Below are 19,059 nucleotides of genomic sequence, written 5' to 3'. Positions count from 1 at the left end.
ACCGTTCTTATTCGCGATTGCCCAAAAGCTGGAGCAGGAACATGAACATGTTGATAAAGTCGAGATAGAGGTTCAGCGCGCCCATGATGGCGGCCTTGCCAAGCCACTCCTGATCCCCATGTGCGGCATGCGCAACATAGGTGTTCTTGATGTTCTGGGTGTCATATGCGGTCAGGCCCGCAAAGATCAGAACGCCAAGGATCGTGATCGCAAAGTGGATCGCGGCCGAGCCGACAAAGATGTTGATGAGCGAGGCGATCAGGATGCCGACAACGCCCATGATCAGGAACGAACCCCAGCCCGAAATGTCTTTCTTCGTGGTATAGCCGTAGAGCGAGAGGCTTGCGAATGCGATCGAGGTCACGAGGAACACGTTCGCGATCGAGAAGCCGGTGAAGGCCACGAAGATCCAAGACATCGACAGGCCCATGACGGCTGCGAAGGTCCAGAAGAACAACTGTGCGCCAGCGGCCGAGAGACGGTTGATCGCAGCGCCAAAACCGAACACCATGCCGAGCGGTGCGAACATGACGATGTAGCCGAGGATATTCGGCTTGAGCGTCATAGGATCGCGGAAGATCGACAGAAGTGCAGGGTTCGAGCCGACGGCCCAAGCTACTGCAAAGGTGAGCAACATGCCGATCGACATGGTGCCGTAGACTTTATTCATGTGGGCGCGAAGGCCCGCGTCGATGGCAGCTGTGCGAACACCGCTCGCAGCGCGCATCGTGCGAAAGTCAGCCATTGATTTCCTCCATGGTTGAACAAGTGAGCGGACCGCGTGGCTGCGCGGGACCCTTGGCTCAAATATTGGCAAGTTGATTTGCCGTTTCAAGTGGTTGAAGGCCAGAAACACTACTTTTCGCACGAAACTGTGACTTAGGAGGAATACCAGTGCTCGGGAGCATCCCAAACGGGCCGTTTGGCCTCGCGCTCTACCTCGGAACGGCTGCGACCAATGTCGCGCAAGCGCTCATCGGGTAAAGTCCTGAGCGCACGACGTTGCATGTAAAGCGCGATTGCGCGGCGGAACGAGAAGTGGGCGGGTATGATTTCGAGAAGTGCCATCCGACTGTGCCTTTCATGTCTGAATTAGGAATGTCTTGAAACTCACACGTCCTGGATGAATAATGAAATGAGATATAATTAAACCTCAGATCACAGAACTTGATATGTTGAGAAACCTTGATCTAACAGCGCTTCGTTCACTGGTCGCGATCTCGGACACCGGAGGGGTGACCAAAGCCGCAAATCGCGTGCATCTGACCCAGTCCGCCGTATCGATGCAGATCAAGCGTCTGGAAGACAGTCTCGGGCTGACCCTGATCGAGAAAAACGGGCGTTCTGTCGAGCTGACCGCCTCTGGACACCAACTGGCGGGCTACGCACGCAAGATGCTGTCACTGAATGACGAGGTGCTCGGTCGCCTGCTTGCCACCGAATATGAAGGCGAGATCATTCTCGGGGTGCCGCACGACATCGTCTATCCGACAATTCCCGAGGTGCTCCGCGCCTTCAGTGCTGCTTTTCCCCGGATGAAGGTGCAGCTTCTGTCGTCGTTTACACGGACGTTGAAGGAGCAATACGCCAAGGGGGAGATCGATCTGATCCTGACGACAGAGCCAGAGCCCGATAACGGCGCAGAGCCGCTTGCGGAAAAGCCCTTGATCTGGGTCGGGGCTCCGAACGGGACAGCGTGGCGCAAACGGCCTTTGCCGATGGCATTCGAGACCCGCTGCATGTTTCGACCGGAAATCGTGCGTAGGCTCGATGCAGCGGGTATTCCATGGGACTTGTCGGTGGATGCTGAGTCCTCGCGCAGCGTTGAAGCGGCGGTCAGTGCCGATCTTGCGGTGCATGCTCTGCTCGAAGGCACCTGTCCGCCCTATTTCGAGATCATCGACCACGGCGGCGCCCTTCCGACCCTGTCGAGCCTCGGCATTCACATGTATCTGAGGCGAGACGAAGAGCGTCTGCCGGTTCTGGAACTGGCCGGAATGGTGCGGGACGCTTTCGATGCGGGCTAGGGTTTGACCACGACTTTGCCCGTGGATCGACGCGACCGAAGGAGCTCGAGCGCCTCTTCAGCGCGATCCAGCGGGATAACATGGCTGATATGCGGCTTGAGCTGGCCTTTTGCGTGCCAGTCCATCAATTCGGCGAGCGAGTCAAAGAGAGCATCGGGCGCGAATTTGAGGTATCCACCCCAGTAGAACCCGATCACATCGATGTTCTTCACCAGCAAATGGTTTGCAGGGATTTGCGGGACCTCGCCACTTGCAAAACCGATAACGAGATAGCGCGCTTCGCGGTTACAGGCTTTGAGTACCTGTTTGAAGGCATCCCCACCGACGGCATCATAAACCACATCGACGCCGCCGAGATTGCGTAACTCTTGGGCGAGATCGGCGCCCGCGTCGATCAGAATGTCAGCGCCTGCTTGGCGTGCAATCTCGAGCTTTTCCGCACCTCTGGCCACTGCGATGACACGCGCCCCCATGAGCTTGCCGATTTCAACCGCAGTGAGACCCACACCGCCTGCAGCGCCCAGAACGAGCAGCGTTTCCCCCGTTTGCAGACGTGCCCGTCGCTTGAGGGCAAGGTGCGAGGTTCCATAAGCGATCATGAACCCCGCCGCTTCTTCCGAGGTCATGGAGGCTGGCACGGGGCGGCACAGCGCCGCGGGATAGACGGCATAGTCCGCCATTCCGCCTTGACCTGCGTAGACGGCAACTCTCGTTCCGATTGAAAGTCCCTTTGCTTCGGGGCCAAGCGCTTCGACGGTTCCGCAAACTTCCAAGCCCAATGTAAAGGGCGGCGTGGGCGTGTCCTGATAGGTGCCTTTGCACATCAGGAGATCGGCAAAATTCACGCCGCATGCCTCTACCCTGAGTAGGACTTCGTCGCCTTGTGGCTCGGGTTTTTCGATGCTCTGCAACGAAGGGGGCGTGTCGGTCGATAAGACTTGGAATGCGCGCATGATGGTCTTTGTCCTTTGGTCACAGCATTTTGAGAGAGTTTGAACTGACGGTGCAAGACCTTCGCCTGTATACTTTAGAATATATAAAACAGCCCAAAGCTGTGCAAATGCCCTCTTTCTCTATCCAAAAGGCAAGCTAGCGACTGCAACCGATACGTGTTTCAACTAAGGGTAATGAAACTTTTCTCTGTTCAGCTTCGGTTTCGCCTTTCGCCCTAGGGGATGAACGGCCCAGCTGAACAGGTTTTAATCTAGGAGCACAGCGATGAGCCATCCCGTAGATGTCCACGTCGGTAAACGTATTCGTCATCGTCGCTGGATGAATGGCACCACTCAACAGCAGCTTGCCGAAGCCGTTGGGATCAAGTTCCAGCAAATCCAGAAGTATGAAACCGGTATGAACCGTGTCAGTGCCTCCCGTCTTTGGGATATTGCACATGCGCTCAACGTCGATGTGTCCTTCTTTTACGAGGGTCTCGAAAGCGAAGGCGCACCCACTCAGGCCAGTGACATGCCGAGCGACATTCTCGCGGACAAGGAAGCGCTCGAGCTGCTTCGCTCGTATTACGCGATCCCCGAAACCCAGCGTCGCCGCTTGTTCGAACTCGCACGTGTGCTGAGCGACGCGGCCTAAGGCTTGACGTCAACGGCTGTGCCGCGCTACCGCAGGTGAGACACCAAAGGGGGCGCGCATGGCTGAACAAATCGACCAAAAGACATTGGGCGACCTCAAGCGGGTCGCCCTTTTGCTTGCCGATGCGGCGCGGCCCGAGACACTGCGCTATTTCAGACAGGCGCTGGAGACGGACAACAAGGACGCCGCCGCCTTTGATCCCGTGACCGAAGCAGACTGCGCCGCTGAGCGTGCCATGCGCGATGTTCTTGCGCGAGAGCGCCCTGATGACGCAATTTTCGGCGAAGAATATGGGATCAAGTCAGGCACTACTGGATTGACTTGGGTGCTCGATCCGATTGACGGAACTCGCGGCTATATTTCGGGAACGCCGACTTGGGGCGTTCTGATCGCGGTCGGGGATACGACGGGCCCGATCATCGGTGTTGTCGACCAACCCTATATCGGCGAGCGGTTCTTCGGTGCCCCCTTTGAGGCCTATGTAGAGGGGCCGCAGGGGCGAACACCCTTGAAAACGCGCGAGGCGCGGTCGCTCTCCGAAGCCATCGTTTTCACGACTTTTCCCGAGGTGAATACTCCCAAAGACCGCGAGGCTTTTGAACGCGTTTCCGCCAAGGCGCGGCTTACACGGTTCGGCATGGATTGTTATGCCTACGCTCTTGTTGCGACGGGTCAGGTCGATCTTGTGATCGAAGCGGGTCTCAAGGCCTATGACATTCAGGGGCCGATGGCGGTCATTCAGGCGGCAGGGGGGATCGTCACCAGCTGGTCCGGCGGGTCCGCCAAGGACGGCGGACAGGTGATTGCAGCCGCAAACGCACAAATCCATGCCGAGGCATTGGCGCTTCTTGCCCCCTATGCGGACAAGCCAAAAGGTTGAAATAACGCGCGCAGCGCGGTAAGAATTTCGCGCCGCGTCCTTCGCCCCTTCTGGCGGCAAGAACGGTCCACCGAAGGGGATGGAGGGGCCGCTCATGTCCAAGAAAAAACTCATCCGCAATGCGTATATTCTGACTATGGATGACGTGCGGCGCGAATTCGTCGGTGACCTGCTGATCGAGGGCGGGGTGATCCGCGAGGTTGCGCCGACGATCAGCGCAGAGGATGCAGAGATCCACGACGCCACGGGCTGCGTTCTGACCCCCGGTCTCGTGAATACGCACCATCATTTGTATCAGACACTCACCCGCGCAGTGCCGGGCGGGCAGGACGCGCTTCTCTTCGGCTGGCTTCAGACGCTCTATCCGATCTGGTCGCGCTTCGGGCCCGAAGAGATGTTCATCTCCGCTCAGGTGGGGCTTGCCGAGCTTGCGCTTTCGGGCTGCACGATGACGTCGGATCACCTTTATCTGTTCCCGAACGGATCAAGGCTCGATGATACGATTGCGGCAGCGGGTGAAGTGGGTCTTCGGTTCCATGCGACGCGCGGTGCGATGAGCATCGGGGAGAGCGACGGCGGATTGCCGCCTGACAGTCTCGTCGAGGAAGAACAGGCAATTCTCGAAGATTCCATTCGCGTGGTGGATGCTTTTCACGATGCCAGCGAAGGCGCGATGGTGCGGGTCGCTTTGGCGCCGTGCTCTCCCTTTTCGGTGAGCCGTGACCTGATGCGCGATGCGGCGCTACTGGCCCGCGACAAAGGTGTGATGTTGCACACCCATCTTGCCGAAAACGACGAGGATATCGCCTATTCCCAAGCAATGTTCGGCTGCCGTCCGGGGCAGTATGCGGAAGAGCTTGGCTGGACTGGGGACGATGTCTGGCACGCCCATTGCGTAAAGCTTGATGGTTCGGAAATTGAACTTTTTGCGCGGTCAAAGACGGGTGTCGCCCATTGTCCATGTTCGAATTGTCGACTCGGCTCGGGGATTGCGCCTGTCCGCGAGATGCGAGACGGCGGGGTCAAAGTCGGCCTTGGTGTCGATGGATCGGCCAGCAATGACGCTGGCAATCTTATCCTTGAGGCACGGCAAGCCATGCTGCTCCAGCGGGTCGCAAAAGGCGCCGACGCCATGTCCGCCCGCGAGGCGCTCGAGATTGCGACGCGCGGAGGTGCGGAGGTCTTGGGCCGTCACGATTGCGGCCAGATTGCCGTCGGCAAGCGGGCAGATATCGCCATCTGGGATACGCGCGGGATTGAAAGCGCAGGGAGCTGGGACCCCGCTGCCCTGCTTCTTGCCGGACCCGTCAAGGTCAAGGATCTCTTTGTCGAGGGTCGCCAGATCGTTTCTTCGGGGTATATTACATCCATTGATGTTCCCCTCTTGGTAGAGCGGCAGAACCGCCTTGCCCGAGGATTGATGGAGTGATTCATGCGACCGATTTTTATTCTTTGCGCGGCTTTGGCGCTTGGGGCCTGTGTCAGTCAGGTTCGTGAAGTCGTGCCCCAAACGATCACTGAGCCAGCAGGCTCGGCGGCCCTTTCGCTCGATTTGATTAATGCAGAGCGCAGCGCGGCGGGACTTTCACCGTTGCGCCGTGATGCGGCTCTTGAACGGGCGGCCCTTGCCCATGCCAAGGATATGGCTGCGCGGGGATACTTCGACCATGTCTCACCCGAAGGCCAAACCCCCAGAGGACGTTTGCTTGCTGCAGGGGATTGCGGCCTTTTGACGGGCGAGAATATTGCCAAGGGCCAACGCTCTACCGCAGAGGTGGTGCGCGACTGGATGGCGTCAGAAGGACACCGCCGCAACAATCTCAATGGATCATTCGTGCGCGGCGGCTTTGTGCAATACGGTGATATCTACGTTCTGACGTTCAGCGGCGCGTGCTGATTTCTCGCCCCGCGACCCAAGTCGAGACAATGGCGCGGTCGTCCCCCATCATGATCGTCGGGAAGAGGGCGTCCCAAGGCGTCTCTGCTCTGCTCGAACGCTGGGCGATCAGCGGCGTCGAGGCGAGGTCGATCACGCAAAGATCCGCCGCTGCGCCAATGCCGAGATGCCCGATTTCACCGCTCATATGCAGCGCCCGCGCTGAACCTTCTGTGGCGAGCCAGATGAGTTGGGCGGGGTGGACGGCCACACCGCGAAGCTGTGCAATCTCGTAGGTTGCAGCCATCACGCGCAGCATCGAAAAGGACGATCCGCCGCCAGTGTCCGTGGCAAGACCGATGCGCAGCCCTTGGGCGCTTAGCCCCATGAGGTCGAAGAGACCCGAACCGATAAAGGTGTTCGAGGTCGGGCAGTGCACGAGAGAGGCGTCCACCTCTGCCAGTCGCGCTTTTTCGCGGTCGGTCAAATGGATGGAATGCCCATAAAGACCGCGTGGCCCCAAAAGACCAAAGGCCTCGTAGGTGTCGAGATAGTCTCGTGCATTCGGGAACAAGGATTGCACCCAAGCGATTTCGGGAAGCTGTTCGCTCAGATGCGTTTGCATCAAACAGCTCGGATGCTCTGCCCAAAGAGCGCCGAGCGCTTCAAGTTGCTCGGGTGTCGAGGTCGGAGAGAAGCGGGGCGTGATCGCGTAGTTGGCGCGTCCCTTTGCGTGCCATTTTTCAAGCAGCTGTTTGCTTTGATCATAGGCGGTTTGGGCCGTGTCGCGGAGCGTGTCGGGCGCATTGCGGTCCATGCAGGTTTTCCCTGCGATCACGGCCATGTTGCGGGTTTCGGCTTCGGTGAAGAAGGCGTCGACGCTTTCGGGATGGATTGTGCAAAAGCTGGTGAGGGTCGTCGTGCCATGCGCCAGAGCAAGGTCAAGCGTGCGGCCCGCCACATCAGACGCGTAAGCCAGATCGCCAAAGCGCGACTCTTCGGGGAACGTATAGGTGTTCAGCCAATCGATAAGCTGTTTCCCCCAGCTCGCGATGATCCCTGTTTGGGGGTAATGCATATGCGCATCGACAAATCCCGCGCTGATCAAGGACGAGCCATAGTCGTGCACTTTGGCGGTGGGGTGGGCGGCGCGTAGGTCGTCCGCGTCGCCGATGTCAACAATGCGCCCGTGTTCCACGAGAACGCCACCGCGCGAGGACCAGTGTGCGGCCTCGCTCCAGTCAATTTCAAAGGGGGACCCCGAAAAACGGAGGGTCTGGCCGATCAGCAAATCTTTGGTCATAGGGTGACACTAAGCTTTGTCCTTCGCAGCGTAAATCGCACATTTGCGCCGACGCACGGTTGCGGGCTTGGACCGTTTCACTATGTTGCACAACAAGACGACTCGGGGGTGCTATGTCCGAAGACCTGCAGGAAATCGAAGAAGAAGCCTTCGGCGTTACGGACCGTCTCATCGAGGACGTTCTCGAGGCCGTTGCCGCAGAAGATGCGGCACAGGTCGACGAGCTTCTCGACCCACTGCACCCTGCCGACGTTGCGCACCTTTTCGAACAGATCGACGCGCGGGACCGCAAGGATCTCCTTGTCGTCTGGAAGGGCGGGATGGACGGCGAGATCCTCTCGGAACTCGACGAAGGGATCCGTGAAGAGATCATCGAGTCGCTGACACCTGCGGAACTCGCGGAAGCGGTGCACGAGCTCGAGTCGGACGATGTGGTCGACCTTGTCGAATATCTCGACGAAGACCAGCAAGAAGCGGTTCTGGACGCGCTTGATGCGACCGACCGTTCGATTGTCGAAAAGGCGCTCGCCTATCCCGAGGAATCAGCTGGCCGCCACATGCAGGTCGAGGTGGTGCGTGTTCCCGACTTTTGGGACGTGGGCCAGACCATCGATTATTTGCGCTCCGACATCGATTTGCCCGATCAGTTCTATCACGTGGTGATGGTGGACCCGCGCATGAAGCCCGTGGCGCATGTGACGCTTGGACGGGTGCTCAGCTCGCCGCGCTCCACCAAACTCCGCGAGATCACGGAAGACAGCTTCCGCACCTTCCATGTGGAAGATACGGCCGCCGATGTCGCGCATACCTTCAACCACTATCACCTGATTTCGGCGCCTGTTGTCGATGATGACGACAGGCTCGTCGGGATGATCACCATCGACGACGCGATGACGCTTCTTGATGAAGAGCACGAGGAAGACATCCTCCGTCTCGCAGGTGTGGGCGAGGGGAGCCTATCGGATTCGGTCATCGAAACCACGCGCCAGCGGTTTCCATGGCTTGCCGTGAACCTTGTGACGGCCGTCATTGCCTCGATGGTCATCGCGCTCTTTGAAGAGACGATTGCCGGGCTTGTCGCCCTGGCGGTGCTTATGCCGATTGTCGCGTCGATGGGGGGCAACGCGGGCACCCAGTCGCTCACGGTTGCCGTGCGCTCGATCGCAACGCGCGACTTGACCGATGCGAACGTCTGGCGTGTGATCCGCCGCGAGGTCCTCGTCGGGCTTGTGAACGGGATAGCCTTTGCCGTGGTCATGGGGATCGTCGGGTTTATCTGGTTCGGAGAGCCGATGCTGGGATTGGTGATCGCCATTGCAATGGTGATCAACCTCGTTGTCGCGGGACTTGCGGGGACAGGTGTTCCCGTGCTCCTCGAAAAGTTCGGGGTCGATCCTGCATTGGCGTCTGGGGCCTTTGTGACGACTGTGACCGATGTGGTCGGCTTTTTCGCCTTTCTCGGGCTTTCGGCGGTGATCCTGTTATGATGTCTCTCGAAGAACGCAAAGCCGAAGCGCGCAAGCTTGCTTTTGCACGACGCAAAGAAGCCCATCAAAGCGGTGTCGGGACCGCAGCCCATCTGTCCGAGATCCTTGCCGGTTATCGCGGTGTGCCGCTGTCGGGCTATATGCCGATCCGCACTGAAATCGACCCGATGCCCGCCATGGAAGAAGCCGCCGCCCACGGCGTGGTCGGTGTGCCCGTGATCATCGGCGCTGGCCAACCTCTTGAATTCCATCGGTGGGAGCCGGATTGCGGGATGGTGGAAGGCGCGTTCAAAGCTATGATCCCCGCGCAAAAGGTTCTGGTCGAACCCGAGATCCTGATCGTGCCGCTTGTCGCCTTTTCGCGCGCGGGCGGAAGGCTTGGTTATGGCGGCGGGTTTTACGATCGCACCTTGGAAATGTTGCGCGCCCGCCGCGCGACCATGGCGATCGGCTTTGCCTATGGCGCTCAGGAGATGGACGATCTGCCTCTGGAAAAGACCGACCAACCCCTTGATTACATCGTTACCGAATCCGAGATCATCGAAATCAAGCGCTGAGGCGCGGCAATCTGCGGCTTGCCCTTGAGGCGTTGCGGGCCTAAGCAGTTGCCCATGAAAATACTCTTTCTTGGTGACGTCATGGGGCGCTCTGGGCGCTCTGCAATTTCCGCCCATCTTCCGCGTCTGCGCAAGGAGTGGAACCTCGACTTTGTCGTTGTGAACGGTGAAAACGCCACGAGCGGCGCAGGCCTTTCGGGCGAACATGCCAAGCTCATTCTCGAGGCGGGCGCCGATGTCATTACACTCGGGGATCATGCTTTCGACCAAAAGGACATGATGACCTTTTGCGAGAAAGAGCCTCGGATCATCCGTCCACTGAATTTCTCCAAGATCGCCCCAGGCAAAGGGGCGCGCGTCTTCGAAGCTCGCGGCGGCCGAAAGGTCCTTGTGGCCCAAGTTCTGGGGCAGGTGTTTATGAAGCGGCCCTTTGATGATCCGTTCTCTGCGCTGGACGCCACGTTGCGCCAATTTCCCTTGGGCGGCATGGTGCAAGCGAGCCTGATCGACATCCATTGCGAAGCGACCAGTGAAAAGATGGGTGTCGGACATTTTTGCGATGGCCGTGCCTCGGTCGTGGTCGGCACCCATACCCATGTGCCCACGGGGGACGCGATGATCCTTCCCGGAGGGACGGCCTATCTCTCGGATGCGGGGATGTGCGGGGATTATAATTCGGTGATCGGGATGGTGAAGGACGAGCCACTTCGCCGCTTTGTCACAGGGATGCCCAAAGCACGTTTCGAGCCCGCAGCGGGGGAGGCAACGCTCTCGGGGCTTTATATCGAGACAGACGACCGCACAGGCAAAGCGACCCGCGTCGAGATGGTGCGCCAAGGCGGTCGGCTCCAGCAATCGGGGCCCACCGTTTAACAGCGGACTTGCGCTGGCGCTGGTGAACGGCGACAATACGCCAAGACGTTTTCGGGGATACCATGATTGAATTTCTCAACCTGTCGCAGAATGGGCAGGCTCTCCTGACGCTTGCCATTGTTGTTGGCATGTTCCTGTTATTTCTTAAAGAAACCTATCCGACCGAGGTGGTCGCCATCGGCGGCGTGGCCGTCATGCTTGCTCTTGGTCTTCTGCCCTATGATCTTGCGATTGACTCGCTTGCCAACCCTGCACCCTGGACGATTGCGGCGATGTTCATCGTGATGGGCGCGATTGTGCGCACCGGGGTTCTGGGTCTCATGACCTCTACGGCTGAAACCTATGCCCGCACCAAGCCCAAAACGGCACTTGTCGGGTTGATGGCGTTCGTCGTGGTCGCTTCGGCTTTTGTGAACAATACGCCGGTGGTTGTGATCTTGCTCCCCGTATTCGTGCAGCTTGCGCGGACGATGGGCACCACTGCGTCCAAACTCCTGATCCCGCTGTCCTATGGGGCGATCGTCGGTGGCACGCTGACTTTGATCGGCACATCGACCAACCTTTTGGTCGATGGTGTGGCGCGCAAAGCAGGGCTCGAAGCCTTTTCCATCTTCGAGATCATGCCGCTCGGGATCATCGTCACTTTGGTGACGGGCCTTTACCTTGCGACCATCGGACGAAAACTGCTTCCTGAACGGGACAGTATGGCGACGCTCCTTTCGGATCGTTCCAAGATGCGGTTCTTCACCGAGGCGGTGATCCCGCCGGAGTCAAACCTGATCGGCCGCGAGGTTTCGGGGGTCCAACTCTTCAAGCGCGAAGGCGTGCGTCTGATCGACGTGATCCGCGGGGATGCCTCGCTCCGCCGTGATTTGTCTTCCGTGACGCTTCAGGTGGGGGACCGCGTGGTTCTTCGCACCCAGATGACCGAGCTTCTCTCTCTTCAGCGCAACAAGAGCCTTAGGCGCGTCGATCAGGTGTCGGCCGTCGAAACGACCACGGTCGAAGTGCTGATTACGCCCGGTTCCAAAATGGTGGCCAGACGGCTCGGGGATATGCGGTTGCGCCGTCGTTACGGTGTCTATCCTCTTGCCGTGCATCGTCGGGACAAGAATATCGGACGACAGATCGACGATCTTGTAGTGCGGGTCGGTGATACGCTTTTGCTCGAAGGCGCACCTGAGGATATCCAGCGTCTGGCTTCGGATATGGCGCTGGGCGATGTCTCCAAGCCTTCGGCGCGTGCCTATCGCCGCAACAAGGCCCCGATCGCGGTCGGAGCGATGCTCGGGATCGTTTTGCTTGCCGCTTTTGACGTTGCTCCGATCCTCTTGTTGTCGGTGATCGCGGTGGCGGTGGTGCTCTTCACGCGCTGCATCGACGCTGATGAAGCCTTTGAACATATCGAGGGACAGCTTCTTGCCCTGATCTTTGCCATGTTGGCCATTGGAGCCGCCTTGGAGAGTTCGGGGGCGGTTGAACTGATCGGCAATGCGCTTGCGCCGCATTTTATCGGACTTCCGCCTTACTTGGTTGTCTTTGCGGTTTACTTCCTGTCGATGGTTTTGACCGAGCTAGTGTCCAACAACGCGGTCGGGGTTGTGATGACGCCCCTTGCCATCGGTCTTGCCCAAGCCATCGGGGTTGACCCGCGTCCTCTTGTGGTCGCCGTGATGTTTGCAGCATCGGCGAGTTTTTCGACGCCCATCGGGTATCAGACGAACACGCTGGTCTATGGCCCGGGCGGATACAAGTTCACCGATTTCATCAAGGTCGGGCTTCCGCTCAACCTTTCGCTTGCGGTGATCTGTTCGGTTACGATCCCGTGGATTTGGCCGCTGTAACGGCGGCCATATTCTGCCCGATATGGCGGTTCGGACCGAGCCCCATGCCGGGGCGGAACTTGTGCGTTTCCTTGTAGCCGAAGAAGCTGTCCTGCACGCACACGCGGTCCGTCATCAGGGGCCAAATCTCGTCACGCAGAAAAAGCTGGTCCTCGATCCTGCTGTTGAGCAATTTCGAACGGGCTTTGCGATAGTCTTTGATGCGTTGCGACATCTTGCCGATATTGCCACGATGGGCGCCCCACATCCCTGCAAGGACCAACTCCGAATGGGTGCGATGGTCGCGCATCACGTGAAACGCCTTGCCTGACGAGAGCCAGTCGGCGACCGCCGCTCTTTCCTTGACGTTGATGACCGAGTCCGCATCGCGGCAGAGATAGAGCGCGACACTTTCGTCATCTTCGACAAGGAAGCGCCAGAAGAGGCCGAACTCTGCTGCGGGCATGTCGGGAGCGGTTGTGACTTCTGCACCTTCTTGGCGCAGCAATGTGACGACCTGAGCGGGCACCGAGCTGTCGACATAGAACCGCGCTGTCCAACCCGGGTAGATATAGCGGGTTGCGATGGCATTCTCGAGGGCACCTCGAAGATACCGCTCTGCCGAGCCCCAGAGAGAAAACGAAATCACATGGCGATTTGGCGTGTCGATATTGAAGCGGTGCAGGGTCGGCATCACCGGCTGTTTGGCTTCTTTTGTTCCGGCGTCCTTGAGCTTGAGTGCCTTGAGCCCCCAATGACGACAGTGTTCGGTGTCGGTCGTGCGCGCCAGAAGCTCGTTCATCAGGCTGGCTTGCCGCATCGGATCAAGCTGGGTGTCTTTGGAGGACACCATGGCAATCGCCTTGTCGATGTGCCTTGCACGCAAGAGAGCCGAGACGAGGTTGCTTTCATTCTCGGCCGTGCCGTTGATGTCATAGGCCCGTGTCGCCGCTTCGATGGCAAGATCGAACTGGCCCGTGTTGAAGTAATGCGCGGCAAGAAGTTTTGCGGCCCGTTCGTCCGACGCTTCGCCGGTCAGGATCGAAATTTCGGCTTCGGACAGGGTGATTTTCTGACGCGCGATGATGGCCGAGATGGTGCGCTCTAGCTCTAGGTTCATCCTTGCGCCCTCGCTCCTGCAGAAAGCGGGCCCGTCATGTCATCGCCGATGTGGGTTCCGCGTTCCAAAGAGAACGCTGGATCGAATTCATGCGTCTTGCCATAGCCGAAAATGCTGTCGTGGACACAGACCCGCCCTCTCATAATGGGCCAAACAACCTCGCGCAGGAATTGTTGGTCGAGGATACGGCTGTTGCGCAAGGATGCGACGGTTTTATCAAAGGCGATGACGCGGTTGGTCATCTTGCCGATGTTGCCACGGTGCGCGCCCCACATGCCCGCAAGAACGAGTTCCGATTGGGAAGGGCCGTCGCGCATGAGGTGAAAGGGTTTCTTGCTCGAGAGCCATTGATCGACCGCAGCCCGTTCTTTGATGTTCAGGATCGAGTCGCAATCGCGCACGATGTAGAAATCGACCTCGGGATCATCCTCGACCAGAAACCGCCAGAAGGTCCCGAAGCGGTCCGCAGGAAGTCCCCCGACACGGCGAAGCTGTGCGCCTTCGCGGCCAAGTGCCTTGGTGATCTGGGGGGAAATGCTGTCGTCGACGTAAAAGCGGGTCGTCCAATCGGGATAGAGATGGCGGGCGATCATCGCGTTGCGAAGCGCGCCTTGGGCGTATTTCGGATTGCTTCCGAACAGCGAAAAGGAAATCACGTTCCGCGCGGGCGTTGCCGAATTGAAAGTATGGAGCTTTACGGGCGGGAGCTTATCAAGGGTGCCCGCGGCTTTATCCTTGAGCCCGAGCGCCTTGAGGCCCCAGATTTTGCTTTGCTCAAGGCTCCCTGATCGCGCGAAAAGTTCCGACAAAAGAGAGGCTTGCCGCATCGCGCCCAGTTTCGTGCTGCTCTTGCTGCACAGATCGATTGCTGCTTTGACCTGCTTGGCTTGAACCAGACAAGAGATCAGGTTCTCTTCGGTTTCTGCATTCGGAAAGCTTTGATAGGCCTTGGTCGCGAAATAGACCGCGTCCTTGCTCGAGCCGCGATTGAAGGCGTCTCCGGCAAGAAGTTTGAGCGCTGTCGGATGATTTGTCGCCGTCAGCAAAAAGGCGCGTTCCTCAGGGCTCAGTTCGATCCTGTTGCGGGACAGAATCTGATTGAGTGTATTCTTGAGAATTTGATCATCCATGGATTTAGCATGATGCAAACCCACTCAATGGTAAAGCACTGTCGCATACGTCTTGCGGCGGGCATGGGGCATGACATATAGAGGCCCGAAATCTTGTCTATCAGGTCAATTAATATTGGAGGCACACCATGGCCGGCCACTCAAAATGGGCAAACATCCAGCACCGTAAAGGTCGTCAGGACGCTGCGCGCTCGAAACTGTTTTCCAAGCTTGCCAAGGAAATCACCGTGGCGGCCAAAATGGGCGATCCTGATCCTGACAAGAACCCGCGTCTGCGTCTTGCCGTAAAAGAAGCCCGTTCGAACTCGGTCCCCAAGGACGTGATCGACCGCGCGATCAAAAAGTCCCAAGGCGGCGACGCCGAGAGCTATGACGAAATCCGCTACGAAGGCTATGGCCCGAACGGTGTTGCGATCATCGTCGAAGCGATGACCGACAACCGCAACCGCACGGCATCGAACGTCCGCTCGACCTTTAGCAAGAACGGCGGCAACCTTGGTGAAACGGGCTCGGTCGGCTTTATGTTCGATCGCAAGGGCGAGATCATCTATCCTGCCTCTGTGGGCGATGCCGACACCGTCATGATGGCCGCGATCGAAGCGGGCGCCGAGGATGTCGAAAGCGATGACGACGTCCACGTGATCTATTGCGCCGATACGGACCTTGCCGAAGTTTCGAATGCGCTCGATGCCGCGCTTGGCGAATCCGAGTCGACCAAGCTGATCTGGAAGCCGAATATCTCGACCGAGCTCGATCTCGAGAATGCGCAGAAACTCATGCGTCTTCTTGAAGTGCTCGAGGACGACGATGACGTCCAGCGCGTGACGTCGAACTTCACCGCCTCCGACGAGGTGATGGAAGCTCTGGCCAACGGCTAAGACATCGGTCAAAGTTGCAAAGCCGCCTCTTCGGGGGCGGTTTTCTTTTGGGGGAAAGCCATGCCGTTCCTGACGGGTTTGCAGACGGGTCTTGCTTTGATCATGGCGATCGGTGCGCAGAATGCCTTTGTTTTGCGACAGGGCATCCGGCGCGAGCATGTTTTCGTCGTCTGCTTCATCTGTGCGCTTTCGGATGCAGTCCTCATTGCTCTGGGTGTGGGCGGCTTGGGCGCGATTTCGGGTGTCGCGCCTTGGATCTTGCCGTTGATGCGCTGGGGCGGCGTAGCCTTTCTTCTGGCCTATGGCGCGCGCGCGTTTTGGGCAGCTTTGAAGGGTGGCGCGGCGCTCGAGGCAGAGGGCGCAGCAGAAACCAAGCTTTCCAAGATCGTGTTGACGGTCGTTGCGCTGACATGGCTGAACCCGCATGTCTATCTTGATACCGTCGTCCTCTTGGGGTCGATTGCGGCACAGTTCGGCGCGGCGCGATGGGAATTCGCTTTGGGGGGAATGACGGGGTCCTTCCTCTTTTTCTTTACTTTGGGTTATGGCGCCCGCCTCTTGGCGCCCGTTTTTGCCAAACCTGTCGCATGGCGTGTGCTTGATGTTCTGGTCGGGCTGGTCATGTGGAGCATTGCGTTCAAACTGGCGTTGGGCTGATCCGCTCTTGTGGCCGCGCCTCAAATCGGTTCATCTCGCGCCATGACGGAACAGCGTCCCCTTTTCGGCATACTCTGGATGATCGTGACAGGACTTGCCTTTGTCGCGGTGAATGTCCTTGTCAAGATTGTCGGGCCACGCCTGCCTGCCGCAGAGGCCGCGTTTCTGCGCTATGCCTTGGGGCTTGTTTTCATCGTCCCCGCCATTCCGACCTTGCTTCGGATGCAGATCACTGCACGACAATGGAAGCTCGTTTCGGTGCGCGGTTTCGTGCATACGCTCGCCGTTATCACGTGGTTCTATGCGATGGCGCATATTCCCATGGCAGAGGTGACGGCGCTCAATTACCTCAATCCTGTGCTTGTGACGGTCGGCGCTGCGCTCTTTTTGGGCGAAAAGCTTGCCAAACGGCGGATCATCGCAATTGGTGTCGCTCTGATCGGAGCGTTGATTGTCCTAAGACCCGGAGCGCGCGAGATCGACCTTGGACATCTGGCGATGCTTTGCACCGCGCTCGGCTTTGCCATCGGCTATCTGATCGCAAAACAGCTTTCGAGCGAGATGTCGGCAACGATGGTCGTCACCATGCTGTCGCTTTCCGTCACCGTCGGGATGGCGCCTTTTGCTTTTGTGGTCTGGGTGACGCCTACGCCTTACGAGCTTGCCATGCTCTTGGGTGTCGCATTCTTTGCGACCATCGGGCACTATACCATGACGCGCGCATTCGCAGCCGCGCCGCTGAGCGTGACGCAGCCCGTGACGTTCCTCCAATTGGTGTGGTCGGCGAGTATCGGCGCGATGTTCTTTGGTGAGCCCGCCGATGGTTTCGTCCTCTTGGGTGGCGGGATCATCATTGCGTCGATCAGCTTTATCACGTGGCGTGAAGCGCAGGCGCGAAAGCGGATCACTCCCGCGCCGAACGAGGCGAAACACTAGCGGGCAAGCCGTGTCATAAGGCTCTGGCGATTGATCACACCGATGGTTTGTCCGTCGTCGGTGACGCCCAGTTCTTCGGCTTCGGCCATAAGGGCGATGACCTCTTGGACAGGCGTTTCGGCACCCACCTTTTGCGCGGTGCCTGGTGTTCCTTCCATCATGACATCGCGTGCGGTCAGAACGCCGAGCGGGTTCATATGGGCGACGAAATCCTCGACATAGTCGTTTGCAGGATTTGTGATGATCTCGCGCGGAGTGCCGCATTGGATAATGCGGCCGCCTTCCATGATGGCAATGCGATTGCCGATCTTGAAGGCCTCGTCCAAGTCGTGGCTGACAAAGATAATCGTGCGCCTGAGCTTGGCCTGAAGGTCGAGAAGTTCATCCTGAAGGCGCGAGCGGATGAGCGGATCGAGCGCAGAGAAAGGCTCGTCCATAAGAAGAATCGGCGCATCGGTCGCAAAGGCGCGGGCAAGCCCGACGCGTTGCTGCATGCCGCCCGAAAGTTCGCCTACCTTGCGGTCGGACCAATCCGAGAGACCGACAAGCGTGAGCTGCTCCTCTACCTTGGCATTGCGTTCGGTCTTGCTCTGCCCCGCAAGTTCGAGACCAAGGCCGACGTTTTCGCGCACCGAGCGCCACGGCAAAAGCCCGAACTGCTGAAAGACCATCGAAACATGGCTGAGACGAATACGGCGCAGGGTTGCTGCGTCGGCGTTCGTCACATCGACGTGGGTCTTGCCGTCATTCACTTTGACCGATCCGCGCACGACGGGATTGAGCCCGTTCACTGCGCGCAAAAGCGTCGATTTACCCGACCCCGAAAGCCCCATCAGGACGAGAATTTCGCCTTGCGCCACTTCGAGCGAGCAGTTGTGCACGCCGAGCACCTGCTTGGTGCTTTTCTGGATTTCTGCGCGATCCTGACCCTGATCCATGAGCGGCAGGGCGACGTCGGGATTGTCCCCGAAGACGATCGAAACGTTGTCGAAAATTACAGCGCTCATTTGCGGTCCATCCTCAGCATACGGTCGAGAATGATCGCCACGACGACGATGACAAAACCCGATTCAAATCCCAGTGCGGTGTTCACTTGGCCCAAGGCGCGCATCACCGGAACGCCAAGCCCGTTTGCGCCGACGAGTGCGGCGATCACGACCATGGACAGCGAAAGCATGATCGTCTGGTTCAGCCCCGCCATGATCTGGGGGAGGGCGGAGGGAAGCTCCACTTTCCACAAGACCTGTCGCTTGGTCGCGCCGAAGGCACGCGCGGCTTCAAGAAGCGAAACAGGCGTCGAGGAAATGCCCAAGTGGGTAAGGCGGATCGGAGCGGGAAGCACAAAGATCACCGTTGCGATCAAGCCGGGCACCATGCCGATGCCAAAGAACACAATCGCCGGAATGAGGTAAACAAAGGTCGGAAGGGTCTGCATCAGGTCAAGCACAGGCACGAGCGAACGATAGAGCCTCGGGCGGTGTGCCGAGGCGATACCGACAGGAACCCCCACGCCCATACAGACCACGCAGGCCGAGAGCACCAGAGTAAGGCTCTGCATCGTCTCTTTCCAATAATCCTGATTGAGGATGAAGACGAAGCCGATCAGGACAAGGAGACACGTTTTCCAGTTGCGCTGGATCACCCAAGTCAGTGCAACGAAGAGCGCAATGATTACAAGGGGATGCGGCGTGATGAGCAGCCACAAGATACCGTCGATCAGGGTCTCCATCGCAGTTGAGAGGCTCTCGAAGAACCATTCGAAATTGTCTTTGAGCCAATCAAAAGCGGCTTTTGCCAGCTTGCCGACCGGTATCTTTTCCTCGGTGAGCCACTCCATCAGTCTCTCCATCTTGGTGCAGCGTGCGAGGCGTTTTCGCCTTCGCCGATTGGATAGGAAAAGGGCCCCGCATGGCGAGGCCCTTTGT

General features: G+C 58.5%; 20 protein-coding genes. 12 read left to right on the top strand and 8 right to left on the bottom strand.

The window, feature by feature from the left end:
• Positions 1–7 precede the first annotated feature (7 nt).
• A complete protein-coding gene (locus QQG91_RS10195) occupies positions 8–745 on the bottom strand; it encodes a Bax inhibitor-1/YccA family protein (protein WP_285770122.1) in 738 nt (245 codons plus the stop codon).
• 134 nt (positions 746–879) lie between these two features.
• Positions 880–1,068 (bottom strand): DUF1127 domain-containing protein, encoded by a 189-nt coding sequence (locus tag QQG91_RS10190; RefSeq protein WP_285770121.1) that lies wholly within the window; start codon positions 1,066–1,068, stop codon positions 880–882.
• A 104-nt stretch (positions 1,069–1,172) separates the two neighbouring features.
• Here QQG91_RS10190 and QQG91_RS10185 point away from each other — a divergent pair, with 104 nt between their 5' ends.
• The gene (locus QQG91_RS10185; protein WP_285770120.1) at positions 1,173–2,027 is read left to right on the top strand and encodes a LysR family transcriptional regulator; all 855 of its coding nucleotides are present in this window, start codon (positions 1,173–1,175) and stop codon (positions 2,025–2,027) included.
• Here the strand turns inward: QQG91_RS10185 and QQG91_RS10180 are convergent.
• The gene (locus QQG91_RS10180; RefSeq protein WP_285770119.1) at positions 2,024–2,980 is read right to left on the bottom strand and encodes an NADPH:quinone oxidoreductase family protein; all 957 of its coding nucleotides are present in this window, start codon (positions 2,978–2,980) and stop codon (positions 2,024–2,026) included. The two genes, QQG91_RS10185 and QQG91_RS10180, sit on opposite strands and share 4 nt — an antisense overlap.
• Positions 2,981–3,245: 265 nt before the next feature.
• Here QQG91_RS10180 and QQG91_RS10175 point away from each other — a divergent pair, with 265 nt between their 5' ends.
• The 4 genes from QQG91_RS10175 (at position 3,246) to QQG91_RS10160 (ending at position 6,391) form a co-directional block, all read left to right on the top strand.
• Complete coding sequence (locus QQG91_RS10175; RefSeq protein ID WP_285770118.1) at positions 3,246–3,614, top strand: helix-turn-helix domain-containing protein; 369 nt, start codon at positions 3,246–3,248, stop codon at positions 3,612–3,614.
• Between the two features lie 58 nt (positions 3,615–3,672).
• Complete coding sequence (gene hisN, locus QQG91_RS10170) at positions 3,673–4,494, top strand: histidinol-phosphatase (protein WP_285770117.1); 822 nt, start codon at positions 3,673–3,675, stop codon at positions 4,492–4,494.
• 94 nt (positions 4,495–4,588) lie between these two features.
• Complete coding sequence (locus QQG91_RS10165; RefSeq protein WP_285770116.1) at positions 4,589–5,923, top strand: 8-oxoguanine deaminase; 1,335 nt, start codon at positions 4,589–4,591, stop codon at positions 5,921–5,923.
• Positions 5,924–5,926: 3 nt separating this feature from the next.
• Positions 5,927–6,391 (top strand): CAP domain-containing protein, encoded by a 465-nt coding sequence (locus QQG91_RS10160; protein WP_285770115.1) that lies wholly within the window; start codon positions 5,927–5,929, stop codon positions 6,389–6,391.
• Here the strand turns inward: QQG91_RS10160 and guaD are convergent.
• A complete protein-coding gene (gene guaD, locus QQG91_RS10155) occupies positions 6,375–7,673 on the bottom strand; it encodes a guanine deaminase (protein WP_285770114.1) in 1,299 nt (432 codons plus the stop codon). The genes QQG91_RS10160 and guaD overlap by 17 nt on opposite strands.
• A 113-nt stretch (positions 7,674–7,786) precedes the next feature.
• Here guaD and mgtE point away from each other — a divergent pair, with 113 nt between their 5' ends.
• From mgtE to QQG91_RS10135, 4 genes are all read left to right on the top strand, one after another.
• A complete protein-coding gene (gene mgtE / locus QQG91_RS10150) occupies positions 7,787–9,160 on the top strand; it encodes a magnesium transporter (protein WP_285770113.1) in 1,374 nt (457 codons plus the stop codon).
• Positions 9,157–9,717 (top strand): 5-formyltetrahydrofolate cyclo-ligase, encoded by a 561-nt coding sequence (locus tag QQG91_RS10145; RefSeq protein ID WP_285770112.1) that lies wholly within the window; start codon positions 9,157–9,159, stop codon positions 9,715–9,717. The genes mgtE and QQG91_RS10145 overlap by 4 nt, the downstream gene beginning before the upstream one ends.
• 54 nt (positions 9,718–9,771) lie before the next feature.
• Complete coding sequence (locus QQG91_RS10140; protein WP_285770111.1) at positions 9,772–10,590, top strand: TIGR00282 family metallophosphoesterase; 819 nt, start codon at positions 9,772–9,774, stop codon at positions 10,588–10,590.
• 62 nt (positions 10,591–10,652) lie between these two features.
• Complete coding sequence (locus tag QQG91_RS10135) at positions 10,653–12,434, top strand: SLC13 family permease (protein WP_285770110.1); 1,782 nt, start codon at positions 10,653–10,655, stop codon at positions 12,432–12,434.
• Here the strand turns inward: QQG91_RS10135 and QQG91_RS10130 are convergent.
• Together QQG91_RS10130 and QQG91_RS10125 are read right to left on the bottom strand one after the other, a co-directional pair.
• A complete protein-coding gene (locus QQG91_RS10130; protein WP_285770109.1) occupies positions 12,406–13,533 on the bottom strand; it encodes a tetratricopeptide repeat protein in 1,128 nt (375 codons plus the stop codon). The genes QQG91_RS10135 and QQG91_RS10130 overlap by 29 nt on opposite strands.
• On the bottom strand, positions 13,530–14,663 hold the full coding sequence (locus tag QQG91_RS10125; protein ID WP_285770108.1) for a hypothetical protein: 1,134 nt from the start codon (positions 14,661–14,663) through the stop codon (positions 13,530–13,532). The genes QQG91_RS10130 and QQG91_RS10125 overlap by 4 nt, the downstream gene beginning before the upstream one ends.
• A gap of 128 nt (positions 14,664–14,791) precedes the next feature.
• Between QQG91_RS10125 and QQG91_RS10120 the strand changes: the two genes are divergently transcribed.
• From QQG91_RS10120 to QQG91_RS10110, 3 genes are read left to right on the top strand one after another with little or no spacing between them, the layout of a single operon-like run.
• Positions 14,792–15,541, top strand: coding sequence for a YebC/PmpR family DNA-binding transcriptional regulator (locus QQG91_RS10120; RefSeq protein WP_285770107.1), 750 nt, complete (start codon positions 14,792–14,794; stop codon positions 15,539–15,541).
• Between the two features lie 60 nt (positions 15,542–15,601).
• On the top strand, positions 15,602–16,198 hold the full coding sequence (locus QQG91_RS10115; protein ID WP_285770106.1) for a LysE/ArgO family amino acid transporter: 597 nt from the start codon (positions 15,602–15,604) through the stop codon (positions 16,196–16,198).
• 42 nt (positions 16,199–16,240) lie between these two features.
• Positions 16,241–17,134, top strand: a complete 894-nt coding sequence (locus QQG91_RS10110) for a DMT family transporter (RefSeq protein ID WP_285770105.1) — start codon at positions 16,241–16,243, stop codon at positions 17,132–17,134.
• Here the strand turns inward: QQG91_RS10110 and choV are convergent.
• Both choV and choW read right to left on the bottom strand, forming a co-directional pair.
• Positions 17,131–18,141 carry a choline ABC transporter ATP-binding protein gene (gene choV, locus QQG91_RS10105; protein ID WP_285770104.1) on the bottom strand — a complete coding sequence of 337 codons (1,011 nt, stop codon included), beginning with the start codon at positions 18,139–18,141 and terminating at the stop codon, positions 17,131–17,133. The two genes, QQG91_RS10110 and choV, sit on opposite strands and share 4 nt — an antisense overlap.
• The gene (gene choW / locus QQG91_RS10100; protein ID WP_285770103.1) at positions 18,138–18,971 is read right to left on the bottom strand and encodes a choline ABC transporter permease subunit; all 834 of its coding nucleotides are present in this window, start codon (positions 18,969–18,971) and stop codon (positions 18,138–18,140) included. The genes choV and choW overlap by 4 nt, the downstream gene beginning before the upstream one ends.
• Between the last annotated feature and the right edge of the window lie 88 nt (positions 18,972–19,059).

The sequence above is a fragment of the Marivivens sp. LCG002 genome (assembly GCF_030264275.1).
In the GTDB taxonomy this organism is placed as follows: domain Bacteria; phylum Pseudomonadota; class Alphaproteobacteria; order Rhodobacterales; family Rhodobacteraceae; genus Marivivens.
The sequence above is the reverse complement of the archived record's forward strand: the minus strand, read 5'-3'. Positions and strand labels throughout refer to the sequence as shown.